Annotated in this window: 15 protein-coding genes; 10 read left to right on the top strand and 5 right to left on the bottom strand. The window is 52.5% G+C overall.

Annotated features, from left to right (window positions below):
• Nucleotide 1: 1 nt before the first annotated feature.
• The 5 genes from tdh (at nucleotide 2) to JGF26_RS19490 (ending at nucleotide 5,956) form a co-directional block, all read left to right on the top strand.
• On the top strand, nucleotides 2-1,027 hold the full coding sequence (gene tdh / locus JGF26_RS19510; RefSeq protein WP_028017870.1) for an L-threonine 3-dehydrogenase: 1,026 nt from the start codon (nucleotides 2-4) through the stop codon (nucleotides 1,025-1,027).
• Between the two features lie 176 nt (nucleotides 1,028-1,203).
• Nucleotides 1,204-2,784, top strand: a complete 1,581-nt coding sequence (locus tag JGF26_RS19505; protein ID WP_134708578.1) for a phosphoethanolamine transferase — start codon at nucleotides 1,204-1,206, stop codon at nucleotides 2,782-2,784.
• Nucleotides 2,785-2,845: 61 nt separating this feature from the next.
• Entirely contained in the window at nucleotides 2,846-4,108 is a 1,263-nt protein-coding gene (locus JGF26_RS19500; protein WP_323673950.1) for an O-antigen ligase family protein, read from the top strand.
• A gap of 71 nt (nucleotides 4,109-4,179) precedes the next feature.
• On the top strand, nucleotides 4,180-5,037 hold the full coding sequence (locus tag JGF26_RS19495) for a glycosyltransferase (protein WP_028017873.1): 858 nt from the start codon (nucleotides 4,180-4,182) through the stop codon (nucleotides 5,035-5,037).
• 7 nt (nucleotides 5,038-5,044) lie between these two features.
• Nucleotides 5,045-5,956 carry a capsular polysaccharide synthesis protein gene (locus JGF26_RS19490; RefSeq protein WP_238934312.1) on the top strand — a complete coding sequence of 304 codons (912 nt, stop codon included), beginning with the start codon at nucleotides 5,045-5,047 and terminating at the stop codon, nucleotides 5,954-5,956.
• 36 nt (nucleotides 5,957-5,992) lie between these two features.
• On the opposite strand, the gene JGF26_RS19485 is transcribed toward JGF26_RS19490, so the two are convergent.
• The 3 genes from JGF26_RS19485 to gpmM are packed head-to-tail and all read right to left on the bottom strand — an operon-like array spanning nucleotide 5,993 to nucleotide 9,766.
• Nucleotides 5,993-6,925: a divergent polysaccharide deacetylase family protein gene (locus JGF26_RS19485; protein ID WP_028017875.1), complete on the bottom strand. Its 933-nt coding sequence runs from the start codon at nucleotides 6,923-6,925 to the stop codon at nucleotides 5,993-5,995.
• Between the two features lie 3 nt (nucleotides 6,926-6,928).
• Nucleotides 6,929-8,188 carry a murein hydrolase activator EnvC gene (envC, locus tag JGF26_RS19480; protein ID WP_240739585.1) on the bottom strand — a complete coding sequence of 420 codons (1,260 nt, stop codon included), beginning with the start codon at nucleotides 8,186-8,188 and terminating at the stop codon, nucleotides 6,929-6,931.
• A 33-nt stretch (nucleotides 8,189-8,221) separates the two neighbouring features.
• Nucleotides 8,222-9,766, bottom strand: coding sequence for a 2,3-bisphosphoglycerate-independent phosphoglycerate mutase (gene gpmM / locus JGF26_RS19475; protein WP_134708577.1), 1,545 nt, complete (start codon nucleotides 9,764-9,766; stop codon nucleotides 8,222-8,224).
• Between the two features lie 248 nt (nucleotides 9,767-10,014).
• Here gpmM and JGF26_RS19470 point away from each other — a divergent pair, with 248 nt between their 5' ends.
• From JGF26_RS19470 to cysE, 5 genes are all read left to right on the top strand, one after another.
• Nucleotides 10,015-10,446: a rhodanese-like domain-containing protein gene (locus JGF26_RS19470; RefSeq protein WP_028017878.1), complete on the top strand. Its 432-nt coding sequence runs from the start codon at nucleotides 10,015-10,017 to the stop codon at nucleotides 10,444-10,446.
• 11 nt (nucleotides 10,447-10,457) lie between these two features.
• On the top strand, nucleotides 10,458-10,709 hold the full coding sequence (grxC, locus tag JGF26_RS19465; protein ID WP_014068373.1) for a glutaredoxin 3: 252 nt from the start codon (nucleotides 10,458-10,460) through the stop codon (nucleotides 10,707-10,709).
• A gap of 32 nt (nucleotides 10,710-10,741) precedes the next feature.
• Nucleotides 10,742-11,209 carry a protein-export chaperone SecB gene (gene secB, locus JGF26_RS19460; protein WP_003860835.1) on the top strand — a complete coding sequence of 156 codons (468 nt, stop codon included), beginning with the start codon at nucleotides 10,742-10,744 and terminating at the stop codon, nucleotides 11,207-11,209.
• Nucleotides 11,209-12,228 (top strand): NAD(P)H-dependent glycerol-3-phosphate dehydrogenase, encoded by a 1,020-nt coding sequence (gene gpsA, locus JGF26_RS19455; RefSeq protein WP_134708576.1) that lies wholly within the window; start codon nucleotides 11,209-11,211, stop codon nucleotides 12,226-12,228. The genes secB and gpsA overlap by 1 nt, the downstream gene beginning before the upstream one ends.
• A gap of 76 nt (nucleotides 12,229-12,304) precedes the next feature.
• Nucleotides 12,305-13,126 (top strand): serine O-acetyltransferase, encoded by an 822-nt coding sequence (gene cysE / locus JGF26_RS19450; protein WP_008502718.1) that lies wholly within the window; start codon nucleotides 12,305-12,307, stop codon nucleotides 13,124-13,126.
• Here cysE and trmL read toward each other — a convergent pair.
• Nucleotides 13,123-13,596: a tRNA (uridine(34)/cytosine(34)/5-carboxymethylaminomethyluridine(34)-2'-O)-methyltransferase TrmL gene (trmL, locus tag JGF26_RS19445; RefSeq protein ID WP_028017880.1), complete on the bottom strand. Its 474-nt coding sequence runs from the start codon at nucleotides 13,594-13,596 to the stop codon at nucleotides 13,123-13,125. The two genes, cysE and trmL, sit on opposite strands and share 4 nt — an antisense overlap.
• 45 nt (nucleotides 13,597-13,641) lie before the next feature.
• Nucleotides 13,642-14,982, bottom strand: coding sequence for an aromatic acid/H+ symport family MFS transporter (locus JGF26_RS19440; protein ID WP_134708575.1), 1,341 nt, complete (start codon nucleotides 14,980-14,982; stop codon nucleotides 13,642-13,644).
• Nucleotides 14,983-15,023 lie beyond the last annotated feature (41 nt).

The raw sequence follows: 15,023 nt of genomic DNA, 5'->3' as shown, positions 1-15,023 counted from the left end.
GATGAAAGCGTTATCCAAACTGAAAGCGGAAGAAGGGATTTGGATGACCGACGTGCCGGAGCCGGAAGTCGGTCATAACGATCTGCTGATCAAAATTCGTAAAACGGCTATCTGCGGTACTGACGTTCACATCTACAACTGGGACCAGTGGTCGCAGAAAACCATTCCGGTACCGATGGTGGTGGGTCACGAATATGTCGGCGAAGTGGTGGGTATCGGCCAGGAAGTAAAAGGCTTCAAAATTGGCGACCGCGTCTCCGGTGAAGGCCATATTACCTGCGGTCACTGCCGTAACTGCCGCGGTGGGCGTACGCACCTGTGTCGTAATACCATTGGCGTGGGCGTAAACCGTCCGGGCTGCTTCGCGGAATACCTGGTGATCCCGGCGTTTAACGCGTTCAAAATCCCGGATAATATCTCTGACGATCTGGCCTCCATCTTCGACCCGTTCGGCAACGCGGTGCACACGGCGCTCTCCTTCGACCTGGTCGGTGAAGATGTGCTGGTTTCCGGCGCAGGCCCAATCGGGATTATGGCGGCAGCGGTGGCGAAGCACGTTGGTGCGCGAAATGTCGTGATTACCGACGTGAATGAATACCGTCTGTCACTGGCACGCAAAATGGGCGTGACCCGCGCGGTAGATGTCTCTAAAGAGAGCCTGAGCGACGTAATGGAAGAGCTGGGCATGACCGAAGGCTTCGACGTAGGCCTGGAGATGTCCGGCGCGCCACCGGCGTTTCGCACCATGCTGGATACCATGAACCACGGTGGTCGTATTGCCATGCTGGGTATTCCACCGTCAGACATGTCTATCGACTGGAACAAGGTTATCTTCAAAGGACTGTTCATCAAAGGCATCTATGGCCGTGAGATGTTTGAGACCTGGTACAAGATGGCTGCACTGATCCAGTCTGGCCTGGATCTGTCGCCAATTATCACTCATCGTTTCTCCATTGATGAATTCCAGCAGGGCTTTGACGCAATGCGTTCAGGCCAGTCCGGGAAAGTTATCCTGAGCTGGGATTAACCTGCTCTCAGGCACCCGTTTTTACGGGTGCCCTTACACTTTTTAGCGGTTTGACTTTCCAGGGGTTACTTGTTAACTTCTGGCGAATTTTTCTCCACAGAGTCTTCTCCGCGCGTTCATTCTTGCAGTCATAATGATTACGTCAGGAAAGATTTTGCCAGGCTAATCAGGCTATTATGTCCACATTGTTTTCGCAGAAGTTGGTTAACACCCCTCCACGGCTTGCCGCTTTTTTAACGGTGGTAATTTCGCTGCTAATAGTCATTGGCGTTAATATTATCCATGCCAAATATAATGCGGTGATTAACCGTACGCTGGTTTTTGCACTGATATTGCTGACACTGAAATGTATAAACAATAAATTAATCAGAAATGTACTGGCGATAATTTTATTAATTCCGGTTGCGGCAGATATTACTTTACAGTTATACGCATGGAATAATTTCAATTCAGCGTTTAGCTATGGGTTTGCGCTGAGCGTACTCAACACGACACCAGGTGAAGCAAGTTCGATGCTCGGCTTGTACTGGCGCGATTGTCTGACCTTTATTGCCCTGTCTGCATTATTTATTTATGCCGCCAATACCGGCATGTGGCCTGTCGCACCGCGTTTTCGTCGCTGGCCAGCCATCGTGCTTGTCGTCACGCTGCTGTCTTTTTATGGTCAGGCGTTACAGCACCAGCTCCGGAAAAGCAGTGTTGAAAGTCTGGCGCAGCGTGTGGTTCAGGCGACGCCTGTTAGCACGGCAAAAGTTTTCATGCAGGCGATTGAAGATAATGCAGTAGTCGCCAACATCGGTAACAACATCCCTGATTATAAGATCGCGCTAACCGAAACCGGCATCGAAAATTATGTGCTGATCATCGGCGAGTCCGAGCGTACGGCAAATATGGGTATCTATGGTTATCAACGAGATACTACACCGGAGCTGCAGAAGCAAAAATCGCAGCTTTTACTGTTCCGTAATGCTGTGACGCCAGCACCGGTTACAATTATGGCCGTGCCACTGGCGTTGACCGCTGATGCCGTGAATGCGCGCGATCCGAAAAAATATGGCGATAACGTCATCAATATCGCGAATAAGGCGGGATATGATACTTACTGGTTTAGTCGTCAGGGCAAGGGTGGGGCGCATAACAACGTCATCACCGGAATTGCCATGAACACCAGACAGCATGAATGGATTGACGGCGGCTACGATGAAGACCTCCTGCCTCTGTTGCAGAATGCGCTTAAAACACCGGGCAAAAAACTGGTCGTCCTGCATTTATATGGGAGCCACGAGCCTTCCTGTCGACGTTTCCCGGCCAGTGAGGCGGTGTTACACGGTGATAATGAAGCCGATGATTGTTATGACAACTCGGTGCGCTATACGGATAAGTTGATGGGCAAGGTGTTTAGCTTGCTGGAAAACTCGCGCTCTTCGGTCATGTATTTCTCCGATCATGGCCTGATACGCGATCCGAAGCGCGCTGTGGCTTACTCTCACGGCAACGTTAATCCTCCGCGAGAAGCTCTGCATATCCCGGCGTTTATCTGGTATGGACAACAGGTTGATTCGGATAAAAAGTATACCGGAGATTACAATACTGTTTGGTCTGCTGATGACGTTAATACGCTTGCTGAAATGTGGCTTGGGATCCACCGTCAGGGAGAGCCTGTTCAGACGGTACAGTCCTGGCTTGCGGGTTACAATAAGGATGTTACCGTGCTGGACACAACCGGGAAGTCCTATGACTGGCGTAATATTCGTTAACACTGGTGCGATAAACTTGTTTTTAGCGGTGTGCTAGCCTGCTTTACTTTTAGTAAATGGAATGATGATGATTAATGTAGAACGAGATAAGGTCCAGTTTGCATTGTTGCAATTACTCTTCGGACTGTGCGCGCTTGCTTTTGGTTGCGTCGTGGTTTCACCTAATTTATCCGCGAAAATTTTGGGGCTGGCGGGTATAACCGCATTAGTGATTTTCTTGTTGGATATTAAAAACTTCAGAAAGAATGATGCATTCTGGCTTTGTCTGGTTCTGCTGATCATCGGGGTTTGCGATCTGATCTGGTACCGGATGTATAAGGTTGATAGCGAAGCGATCAACTCGTATCGCGCTTACCTGGAAGTCGGGAAAATCTGCCTGTTTGGGGCTTTCTCCATTTTTGTGTTTGTAAACCGTAATCAGCTCAAAGTAGGCTGCAATAAGATCCATATGTTACTGGTCATCGCATTGCAATTGATGATCGTTGCCTACGCCGGGTACCAACATCTGTTTCTTGAAAACCAAAGGGTAACGCTCTCCCTTGCTGGTGGTGCGGATGCGACAGGGGCTGCTTATACCATTGCATTTATCTCGTTCTACACGATTCTGGTGCTACAACACAGTTCAAGCAGATGGAAAGAGCTGTTTATCCTTGGGCACTTTTTTATTACCTTCCTGGTACTGGTGGCGACAGAAACGCGTGCCGCCATTCTGACCTATCCGATTATTTTCTTCGGTTTGCTGGTGGTGAAGCTGTACAAGGAAAAGCATATCCCGTGGAAAGGGGTTTCTGTTTTCCTGATTGCATTGTTGGCTGGCGCATTTATGATGAAGGACAGCCTGATTCAGCGTTATCATGACTTTAATAGCGACATCGTTTCCTATGATAAAGCGAACAGTGCCACGTCTGTTGGTGCACGTTTCGCTATGTGGAAGGTGGGATTAGCGGCGTCTAAAAATAATTATTTATGGCAGTCTACTGATGAGCGAAACGTAAAGATTGTCGAAGAAGTTAATAAAGATCCAAGCCTGTCAGGCGCGCTGGATCACATCCGTGGTCATCTTCATAATGAAATCGTTGAAACACTCTCTGTAAAAGGCCCTTCTGGCGTTATTCTTTATATCCTGTTTGTAATATCGCTTGGCTGGTATGCACTGTGTAAACGTAAAAGTATTATTCTTTTCGCTTTCCTCGTTTCGATAGTTATGTTTGGAGTGGGCGGCGTAATGTTCTATTCTAAAACAACACCTGTAGCCTGGATGCTGACACTTATAATGTCGATCGTTTTCCTGGAACAAAACAAACATCGAACGGTCATTAAGTAATCATTTTGATTCTCCATCGGGAAAAAGGTATTCTCCCGATGGAGAAATATCTTTTACCAGACGAGCCCGCCATGAACGAACTGATTTCAGTAATCATCACTACTTACAACAGAGAGGAGTTGCTGGAACGCGCAATTCGTTCAGTTATTGCTCAGACATATCCTGCGGTAGAACTGGTTATTGTTGATGACTGTTCTAATGAAAAAACCGCGCAACTTATTGAGCGTATGCGCGCGGAGTGTGAGGCGCGCTTCGTGCATTTCACCTACGAACGTAATGAGAAGAACAGCGGTTCCAATTTCAGCCGCAACCGGGGTTACGCACTCTCGCACGGCGTGTTTGTCACCGGTCTGGATGACGACGACTATTTCCTCCCTGAGCGTTTATCAAAGCTGGTTTCGCGCTACGATGAAAACTATGCCTTTGTCACGGATACGCCTGCCCGACTGGACAAAACTCACCGCACCTATCCAGATACCAACGATAAAAGAATAATTGGTTTACAGGATATCCTCTGTGAAAACGTGGTGGGTAATCAGGTACTAACAACAAAAGAGAAACTGTCTGGTGTGGGTGGTTTTTCCCCTGAGATTAAACAACAGCAGGATCGCGATGTCTGGATTAAATTAATCCTGAAATATGGTCCTGGTATTAAATACAGTTTTAGCACTGCCATGGTGGATGCTGAGCACGGCAGTAACCGAATTACCTCGCAAATTAAAAAATATAATGCTTACCGGAAGCTCTATTTTAAATATCGTGAGCATATGTCCGATGAAACCAAAAGCAACAACCTGTTCCAGCTGATGTCTTTCCGTGGCTTTAAATCTTCTCGCATGAACTGTTTATTACGCGGGCGTAAAAAAGATGCCAAGCTGAGAATGAAACTGCTGCGCCGGACATTAAAAGAGATGTTCAGGGGCGCATAAGGGCGGAATGATGAATCTCAATCTAATCAATAAACTCATCAAAAAAACACGGCGCTGGCAGAAGAAAACCGGTTTATCTCTTTTCCAGCGTGCGGCTGAGCACTTTGAGCAGAAGAAGAAAGAAACGCTGTTTGACGTTATTGATGCGCTAAAAATTCAGCCGGAATCCGCGAGTAACACTGAACCTGAACAGTCGCGCATCATCTGGGTCTGCTGGTTTCAGGGGCTGGAAAGCGCGCCAGATCTGGTTAAACGTTGCATCGAATCCGTGCAACGTAATACGCCAGATGCTCAGGTTGTCATCCTGACGGATGACAATATTCCTGACTACCTCTCATTACCGGATCACATTAAAGTCAAATATCAGGCCGGGCTAATCAGCAAAGCGCAGTATTCCGATATTGTTCGCTGCTCTTTACTGTATCAGTATGGTGGGATCTGGATGGATGCCACCGTCTTTATGACGAAAGCCGTGCCTGAGTCTTTCTATGAAAATAGCTTCTCATCGCTGCGTTTTGACTCGGGTGAAAATGCGACAAGCCAGGGATTCTGGACGGCTTATTTTCTTGCCTCACAAAAGGGCAATACCCTGGTGAAACTGGTCAGGGATATCCTTTATCACTACTGGCAACATCACGATATCCTGCTCGAATATTTCTTAATTGATTACAGCTTCTTGTATGCACGCGAACGTTATCCTCAGTTTCGCGAGCTCATGAACGCACAGCCGGTGACGGGAAATAATCGCTTTTTGATTCGCCAGTTTATCTCTGCCGCACCTGATGCTGCGGCAGTAGAGATACTGAATCTCGATTCTGTGGGTATCTATAAACTCTCCCACAAGGAACAGTATCGTACTGCGGATAACGGTAAGCCGACGCTGTACAGCCAGATCCTCGACGATACCTTCCGTCTGTAATGACAAAAAGCCACCCTTACAGGTGGCTTTTTGTTATCAGGATTTCTTACCCCATCCCTGCCATTGCTGCTGAACGTATTTCACCAGCGTGCTTTCTCCAATGCTTTCGCCAATCACCGAGAAGAAGCGGGTCGCGTAGACCGGCGCTGGCGGCTGTTTTGGTTTGCAACTCTTCACGCCACGGAACGGATTACGTGGAGCTGTCGGAGCGGGCTGGGCCGAATTCGGTGTAGAGGTGTCCACCTGCGGTTCATTCAGCAGGTCGCTCGGGCGTACCAGCGTGATGTCAGACGGTAATGTCGGCAGCATCTGTTGCAGAACACGGACGGTAGACGGATGCGGGTGACCAATAGCAATAGCTGAACCATTGCGTCTGGCCAACTGTACGGCACGATTGAACTGCACGCGAATGTCCGCTTCGTTTTGCGTATCATCCAGGAATACCTTGCGCTTAATCACCTTCACACCCGTTCCCTGAGCGGCGCGCATCGCCTGGCTGTTACCAATCGTCATGCTATCGAGGAAGTAGAGGTTGTAGCGCTCCAGCGCCTGCATCACCTTGAGCATCCCATACAGGCTCGATGTCATCGCGCTGCCCATGTGGTTGTTCAGCCCTACGGCATACGGCACTTTGTTGTATGCGTCGCGGATGATGCGCTCGATCTCATCGCTGCTCATATCCGGGCGCAGGGTATCTTTTTCCAGTGGCTGCTTGCTGAGCGGTGCCATCGGCAGATGGATGAGAACCTGATGTCCACTGTTATGGGCTTTGGTCGCCATTTCGCGCGCGTGCGGCGCATTGGGCAGGACGGCAACAGAGATGGCTGACGGCATGGCCAGCACCTGGTTTTCAGTTTGCGGACGATAACCGAAGTCATCAATCACAATGGCGAGTTTACCGGCGTATACCGGTGCAGCCAGCGCCAGTACGCTGGCGACGGAGAAAACAATTCGACGAAATTGAAGCAAAACTTATCTTCCCAACCACGGCTGTGGATTGACCGCCTGACCCTGGCGACGAATTTCGAAATAGAGTGACGGGCGGCCCTGACCGCCACTGCTGCCCACAAGGGCGATGGGTTGGCCGGCGCGCACCTGCGTGCCGACGCTGACCAGTGCGCTCTGGTTGTAGCCGTAAAGACTCATATCACCTTTACCGTGTTCGACCACCACCACCAGCCCGTAACCCTGCAGCCAGTCGGCCAGAATCACGCGGCCATCGGCAATAGCTTTCACTTCGCTACCTTCAGACGCACCGATAACTATCCCTTTCCAACGTAGCTCACCCTGCAGCTGTTCGCCATAACGATGCAGAATTGAACCACGTACGGGCCAGTACGCCTGGCCGCGAGGAGAGCCCAAACCACCGGTTCGCGACATCAGGGAACGTTCGCTTTCGCTTGGTTTGTAGGTTGTCCCTTTGCGGGATGCTTCCTGCTGTTTGTCGCGAACGGCCTGCGCCTCGCGGGCCTCTTTGTCGGCGCGTGCTTTCGCTGCGGCTTCCGCACGGGCGATGCTGTTGCGCAGTTTTGATTCGTTGGCACGCATTTCGCTCAACTGGCTCTGCCCTTCCTGAATGGAGGACTCAAGGCCAGAAAGCGTTTTCTTACGCTCGTTACGTGCCTGCTCGAGTTTTGCCTGCTGGGCCTGCTGATCGTAGAGCAGCGTCTGCTGCTGGCTCTGCTTTTCTTCCAGCTCGGCTTTTTGCGTGGTGACCTCTTCGCGCGTCTGTTTCAGCTGCGCGATAGTCTCCTGACGCGCCTGGTTCAGGTAGCCAAAGTAAGCCTGCAGGCGCTGACCGCGCTGGCTCTCTTCGCCGCTGAGGATCAGCTGAAGGCCGGTGTGCTCACCCTGGCGGAATGCGGCATCAAGCTGCGCTGCAAGGTTGCGTTCCTGCGCATCACGCTGACGTTCCAGTTTGGCAATCGACGCGTTCATCTCGTCGATCTGTTTATTCAACTGGGCGAGGGTGTTTTGTGTTTCACGGAGTTTACGCGTGGCGGCGGAGATAGCCTCTTCCTGCTGTTTAAGCTGGGCGAGCAGTGCGGAGCGTTGCTGTTGTTGCTGACGTACCGCACGCTCTTTGGCGGCGATATCGGCCTGAATAGATTTGAGCTGGTCGCGGTCATCCGCGTGGGCGGATGCGGCGCACAGCAATACGCCAGCGCTGAGTGCGCTGGCGTAAAACAGAGGTCTGACTGATAACCTAAGCGGCTTCACGACCCATGTGATTGAAAAAATCGCCTTTCCCCTCATGGGGAGCGATTATTCCACGATGAACAGCGGCTTACCAGTCATCTCTTCAGGGATCGGCATACCCATCAGCGACAACATGGTTGGCGCGATGTCAGAAAGCTTGCCGCCTTCCACTGCTTTCAGGGCTTTATCACCGACATAAATCAGTGGAACAGGCAGGTTGGTATGGGCGGTGTGTGCCTGGCCGGTTGCCGGGTCACGCATCTGTTCAGCGTTACCGTGGTCAGCGGTGATCAGGAGCTGACCGCCAACAGATTCAACGGCTTTCGCGACCTGATCAACACAGTGATCCAGCGCTTCAACTGCTTTTACCGCCGCTTCCATGACCCCGGTATGGCCAACCATATCGCCATTTGGGTAGTTACAGATGATGGTGTCGTACTTGCCGCTTTCGATGGCCGCAACCAGTTTTTCGGTCAGTTCCGCAGAGCTCATTTCTGGCTGCAGATCGTAGGTGGCCACTTTCGGCGAGTTGATCAGAATACGGTCTTCGCCTTTGAACGGTTCTTCCACACCGCCGTTGAAGAAGAAGGTCACGTGTGCGTATTTTTCAGTTTCGGAAATACGCAGCTGCGTTTTATCGTTCTTCGCCATCCACTCACCAAAAGTATTGGCCAGCGAGGCTGGTGGATATGCACATGGGGCTTTGATGTCTGCCGCGTATTCAGTCAGCTGGATGAAATCGAGGTTGACCACTTTCTTACGGGCAAAACCGTCGAAATCGCTGTTAACGAACGCACGGGTGATTTCACGCGCGCGGTCAGCACGGAAGTTCATGAAGATCAGCGCGTCGCCATCTTCCATGGCGGCATCAGCCTGGCCTTCAGCACGAATGACGGTCGCTTTCACGAATTCGTCGTTTTCATCACGTGCATAAGCCGCTTCCAGGGCTTCAACGGCGGTGGCGAACTGGAATTCACCTTTTGCCAGGGTCATCAGGTCATAGGCCTGTTCAACGCGATCCCAGCGATTGTCGCGGTCCATCGCGTAGTAACGACCAATAATGGACGCCACACGGCCTTTGCCTAATGCGGCAAATTTGTCTTCGAAGGCTTTCAGCGAACCTTCAGCGCTGCGTGGTGGCGTATCGCGACCGTCCAGGAAGGCGTGCAGATAGATTTTTTCCGCACCGCGCTCAGCGGCCAGTTCAACCATCGCCATGATGTGATCTTCGTGGCTGTGAACGCCGCCAGCAGAGAGCAGGCCCATGACGTGAACGGCTTTGCCTGCAGCCACGGCTTTATCTACCGCGCCAGACAGAACAGGGTTGGAGAAGAAGGTACGTTCTTTGATTTCAACGTCCAGGCGGGTCAGATCCTGATACACGATACGGCCCGCGCCCAGGTTCACGTGACCCACTTCGGAGTTACCCATCTGGCGATCCGGCAGACCGACTTCCAGGCCGGATGCGTCAATCAGGGTATGGGGACGTTTTGCCCACAGTGCATCCATGACCGGGGTTTTGGCGTTGAAAATGGCGTTATCCTGTTGATCTTCACGGTAGCCATAGCCATCCAGAATCACCAGTACCATAGGTTTTTTAGAAACCGACATTGCGACAACCTCATGCTCAAGAGACGAAAAATTTGCGTAATTTTACTACAGCTGAATCGATCAAATAGCCGCAGAAGATCAAAGAATGCGTAGGGGTAAGGCGCTTCTCTGGTCATTTTGAGGCTTTTTTTTCGTGGCATGCCGCAGAAAATGGATTAGCTTAATGTCGCTGGCTGTATTTGCCACAACGCACAGGTATACTCCTGTCCTGGTTTTTTTAATCACTTAGTCGGGAGTTGTTACCCCCCATGCAAGAAATTATGCAATTTGTTAGCCGCCACCCGGTTCTGAGCATCGCGTGGATTGGCCTGCTGGCCGCTGTGCTGTTCACTACCTTTAAAGGGCTGACGTCTAAAATTAAGGTGATCACCCGTGGTGAAGCCACGCGCCTGATCAACAAAGAAGACGCTGTGGTTGTCGATCTCCGTCAGCGTGATGATTTCCGCAAAGGCCACATCGCAGGTTCTATCAACCTGCTGCCTGCTGAAATCAAAGCGAACAACGTTGGTGAGCTGGAAAAGCATAAAGCCCAGCCAATTATCGTCGTGGATGGTACTGGCATGCAGGCGCAGGAATCGGCTAACGCACTGCACAAAGCAGGTTTCGAAAACGTAACGGTACTGAAAGAAGGTATTTCCGGCTGGAGCGGGGAAAATCTTCCTTTGGTTCGCGGTAAATAAGGAGTTCAGTGATGGCCAATATTGAGATCTACACCAAAGCAACCTGTCCGTTCTGCCATCGTGCGAAAGCACTGCTTAACAGCAAAGGCGTCACGTTCCAGGAATTGCCAATCGATGGTGACGCGACAAAACGCGAAGAGATGATTCAACGTAGTGGTCGCACGACGGTTCCGCAGATTTTTATTGATGCGCAGCACATTGGCGGCTGTGATGACTTGTATGCGCTCGACGCACGTGGTGGACTCGATCCCCTGCTGCGCTAAGAGACTTTAGGACAATTAAAAAGGGTTTTTCCATGTCAGAACAAAACAACACCGAAATGACTTTCCAGATCCAGCGCATCTACACCAAGGATGTCTCTTTCGAAGCGCCAAATGCGCCACACGTTTTCCAGAAAGATTGGCAGCCAGAGGTTAAACTTGATCTGGATACTGCATCCACCCAACTGGCGGATGATGTGTATGAAGTCGTACTGCGTGTGACTGTTACCGCTTCTCTGGGCGAAGAAACGGCTTTCCTGTGTGAAGTACAGCAGGGCGGCATCTTCTCCATCGGCGGCATTGAAGGCAACCAGATGGCGCATTGCCTGGGTGCATACTGCCCGAACATCCTGTTCCCGTATGCGCGTGAATGCATCACCAGCCTGGTTTCTCGCGGTACATTCCCGCAACTGAACCTTGCGCCAGTAAACTTTGATGCGCTGTTCATGAACTATCTGCAGCAGCAAGCTGGCGAAGGTGCTGAACAACATCAGGATGCCTGATGAGCACTGTTAATGCGTCAATGACTGTGATCGGTGCCGGCTCATACGGCACCGCTCTTGCCATCACACTGGCAAGAAATGGTCACGATGTGGTCCTGTGGGGCCACGATCCAAAACATATCGCGACGTTGCAACATGACCGCTGCAACGTGGCGTTTCTCCCTGACGTTCCGTTCCCAGACACCCTGCACCTGGAAAGCGATCTTGCGACTGCACTGGCAGCCAGCCGCAACATTCTGATTGTGGTGCCAAGCCATGTCTTTGGCGAAGTGCTGCGCCAGATCAAGCCGCTGATGCGTCCGGATGCACGTATTGTATGGGCGACGAAAGGACTGGAAGCCGAAACCGGGCGTCTGCTGCAGGACGTTGCCCGCGAAGCGCTGGGTGATACTATCCCGCTGGCCGTCATCTCCGGGCCGACGTTTGCTAAAGAGCTGGCTGCTGGCCTGCCAACAGCGATTTCGCTGGCTTCAACCGATCAGGCCTTCTCCGACGATCTTCAACAGCTGCTGCACTGCGGCAAGAGCTTCCGCGTCTACAGCAACCCCGATTTTATCGGCGTGCAGCTGGGCGGTGCGGTGAAGAACGTGATTGCGATTGGTGCCGGGATGTCAGACGGCATTGGTTTTGGTGCCAACGCACGTACGGCGTTGATCACCCGTGGTTTGACAGAAATGTCCCGTCTGGGAGCGGCACTGGGTGCCGATCCGGAGACCTTTATGGGGATGGCAGGTCTGGGCGACCTGGTGCTGACCTGTACCGACAACCAGTCTCGTAACCGCCGCTTTGGCATGATGCTCGGACAGGGCAGCGATGTAAAAGGCGCGCAGGAGAAGATTGGTCAGGTGGTTGAAGGTTACCGCAATACCAAAGAAGTTCGCGAACTTGCCCATCGGTTTGGCGTTGAAATGCCAATAACCGAGGAAATTTATCAGGTATTGTATTGCGGAAAAAATGCGCGCGAGGCAGCATTGACCTTATTAGGTCGTGCGCGCAAGGACGAGCGCAGCAGCAACTAGTCGCAGGGAACCGTTGTCACCCAACGATACGGCCAGCAGAGACTGGCCGATCGTACTATTACGTCTGGAGTAAGCAATGCCGTGTGAAGAACTGGATATCGTCTGGAACAATATTAAAGCCGAAGCCCGGGCGTTGGCCGACTGCGAGCCTATGCTGGCCAGTTTCTACCACGCGACGCTACTCAAGCACGAAAACCTCGGCAGCGCCCTGAGCTATATGCTTGCCAACAAACTGGCCTCCTCAATTATGCCTGCCATCGCCATTCGCGAAGTGGTAGAAGAGGCCTACGCCGCAGATCCGGAAATGATCGCCTCTGCCGCCTGTGATATCCAGGCTGTGCGCACGCGTGACCCGGCTGTCGATAAATACTCTACACCGCTGCTGTACCTGAAAGGCTTCCATGCGCTTCAGGCCTACCGCATTGGTCACTGGCTGTGGAACGAAGGCCGCCGCGCGCTGGCCATCTTCCTGCAAAACCAGGTGTCTGTAACCTTTCAGGTTGATATCCACCCGGCGGCGAAAATTGGCCGTGGGATTATGCTCGACCATGCCACCGGCATTGTTGTCGGTGAAACGGCGGTAATTGAAGATGACGTCTCTATTCTGCAATCGGTCACGCTGGGCGGTACGGGCAAAACCAGCGGCGATCGTCACCCGAAGATCCGTGAAGGGGTGATGATTGGCGCAGGTGCCAAGATCCTCGGGAATATCGAAGTAGGGCGCGGGGCGAAGATTGGTGCGGGTTCAGTCGTGCTTCAGCCAGTTCCGCCGCACACCACCGCCGCTGGCGTACCGGCACGTATTGTCGGCAAGCCAGACAGCGATAAACCGTCGATGGATATGGATCAGCACTTCAACGGTATCCACCATACTTTCGAGTATGGGGACGGTATTTAACTTCTGAGAATGGCGCCCGGGTATCCCAACTGGCGCCATGCTTCATACACAACCACTGACACTGCATTTGACAGGTTCATGCTGCGACTGTCCGGCATCATTGGAATACGGATTTTTTGCTCTGCGGGCAGGGCGTCCAGGATGATTGCGGGCAGGCCACGGGTTTCCGGGCCAAACATCAGATAATCCCCTTCCTGATAGCTCACCGCGCTGTGTGCAGGCGTCCCTTTCGTGGTCAGGGCGAACATACGCTGTGGCTTTTCGCTTTCCAGAAACGCGGCGTAATCATGATGACGCACCACGGCAGTAAATTCATGATAATCCAGCCCCGCGCGCCGCAGACGTTTGTCGTCCCACGTAAAACCCATTGGTTCAATGATATGCAGGCGAAAACCGGTGTTCGCACACAAGCGGATGATGTTGCCGGTATTCGGCGGGATTTCTGGTTCGAATAAAACGATGTTAAGCATGCTGCCCCCTTAATTGCGGGGGCAGAATAGCAGAAAAGAGAGGAACTACGCGACGCCGGGTTCCTGCGAGCGGCTATACAGCATTTTGTAGACGGTTGCCGCAGCGGCCACCAGGGCGGGTACGCTGAGGATCATTAAAATACTGTCTGCCTGCCACTGCATGGAAAGAAGCTGGGCGCTGGTCATGGTTCCCGCCACGCCGCCAAAGCGGCCGATGCCCTGCATCCAGGCGATACCTGTCGCGCGGCACTCGGTAGGGTAAAAGGTAGCGGCCAGGGTCTGCATGCCCGATTGCGCACCGTTCATTGCGATCCCCATCAGGAAAATCAGTCCGCCAAACAGGGCGATATGGTTTTGCTCAAGGCCGAGTAACAGGATCAGTACCATTGTCAGGACAAATCCCCCTGCGACCACCTTGTGCGCTTCCCAGCGGTCCATCATCCAGCCCGCGAGCAGAATGCCTGCGGTACCGCCGAAGGTGAACAGCGAGGTGAGCCAGGCGGATTCCGCCAGAGCATAACCCATCCCCTGCATCAGCGTCGGCATCCAGCTCAGCAGGACGTAGTAAATGACCAGCCCCATAAAATAGGTCACCCACAGCATCAGGGTACCGGGCAGCCAGGGCATAGAAAACAACTGCGCCACGCTCCCTTTTTTAGACACGACTTTCTCCTCCGCCAGGAAAAAGCCCGTGGCACTCTCCAGCGTGCTGCGGGCGAACCGGCTGGCGATACGGCGGATCTGCATGACGTCTTTCCCGCGCTGTACCAGAAACTTCACTGACTCCGGTAAAAGCAGCGCCAGCAGCAGCGTTAAAATCAGCGGAGCAATCGCGCCGGTCAGTAGCACGCTTCGCCAGCCGTGGTGGGGGATAAGCCAGGAAGAGATCGCGCCGCCGCCTGCCGCACCCAGAGGGAAGCCGCAGTACATGGTGTTAATCGCCATGGCGCGGCAGCGCTGGGGGGCAAACTCGGAGATCAGCGTGATGGCGTTGGGCATTGCAGCGCCGAGGCCCAGACCCGTCAGAAAGCGCCACAGCGTGAGCGTATTCAGACTTTGCGCCCAGGCCGTTCCCAGGCTCGCGAGGCCGAAGAACAGACACGAAAAGACCAGTACGCGCTTGCGTCCCATCCGGTCCGATACCGGACCGGCGATAAGTGCCCCCAACGACAGCCCCAGCAGCGCTGCGCTCAGCACCGGCCCTAGATCCTGTTTGTGTATCCCCCATTCTGCCGACAGCGTAGGCGCGATGTAACCCATCGCCGCCGTATCAAAACCATCGATCGCCAGAACCAGAAAGCCCAGCACGATAAGAAGCCAGTGAAACCCTGAAAAGGGACTCTCATCGATCACCTGCTGAATATCCACCTTACCTGAATATGTCATACGCTCCCCTCTGATGTGATGTTGTTTTTGTGTTCTTGTAT

It is taken from the genome of Enterobacter sp. E1 (assembly GCF_016809815.1).
GTDB lineage: Bacteria > Pseudomonadota > Gammaproteobacteria > Enterobacterales > Enterobacteriaceae > Enterobacter > Enterobacter adelaidei.
This window is presented reverse-complemented; position numbering and strand designations above follow the sequence as displayed.

What these genes read in the sequence shown, in the direction of transcription:
- tdh (WP_028017870.1), top strand. Translation starts at nt 2, where the DNA reads ATGAAAGCGTTATCCAAACTGAAAGCGGAAGAAGGGATTTGGATGACC.
- JGF26_RS19505 (WP_134708578.1), top strand. Translation starts at nt 1,204, where the DNA reads ATGTCCACATTGTTTTCGCAGAAGTTGGTTAACACCCCTCCACGGCTT.
- JGF26_RS19500 (WP_323673950.1), top strand. Translation starts at nt 2,846, where the DNA reads ATGATGATGATTAATGTAGAACGAGATAAGGTCCAGTTTGCATTGTTG.
- JGF26_RS19495 (WP_028017873.1), top strand. Translation starts at nt 4,180, where the DNA reads ATGAACGAACTGATTTCAGTAATCATCACTACTTACAACAGAGAGGAG.
- JGF26_RS19490 (WP_238934312.1), top strand. Translation starts at nt 5,045, where the DNA reads ATGATGAATCTCAATCTAATCAATAAACTCATCAAAAAAACACGGCGC.
- gpmM (WP_134708577.1), bottom strand. Translation starts at nt 9,766, where the DNA reads ATGTCGGTTTCTAAAAAACCTATGGTACTGGTGATTCTGGATGGCTAT.
- JGF26_RS19470 (WP_028017878.1), top strand. Translation starts at nt 10,015, where the DNA reads ATGCAAGAAATTATGCAATTTGTTAGCCGCCACCCGGTTCTGAGCATC.
- grxC (WP_014068373.1), top strand. Translation starts at nt 10,458, where the DNA reads ATGGCCAATATTGAGATCTACACCAAAGCAACCTGTCCGTTCTGCCAT.
- secB (WP_003860835.1), top strand. Translation starts at nt 10,742, where the DNA reads ATGTCAGAACAAAACAACACCGAAATGACTTTCCAGATCCAGCGCATC.
- gpsA (WP_134708576.1), top strand. Translation starts at nt 11,209, where the DNA reads ATGAGCACTGTTAATGCGTCAATGACTGTGATCGGTGCCGGCTCATAC.
- cysE (WP_008502718.1), top strand. Translation starts at nt 12,305, where the DNA reads ATGCCGTGTGAAGAACTGGATATCGTCTGGAACAATATTAAAGCCGAA.
- trmL (WP_028017880.1), bottom strand. Translation starts at nt 13,596, where the DNA reads ATGCTTAACATCGTTTTATTCGAACCAGAAATCCCGCCGAATACCGGC.
- JGF26_RS19440 (WP_134708575.1), bottom strand. Translation starts at nt 14,982, where the DNA reads ATGACATATTCAGGTAAGGTGGATATTCAGCAGGTGATCGATGAGAGT.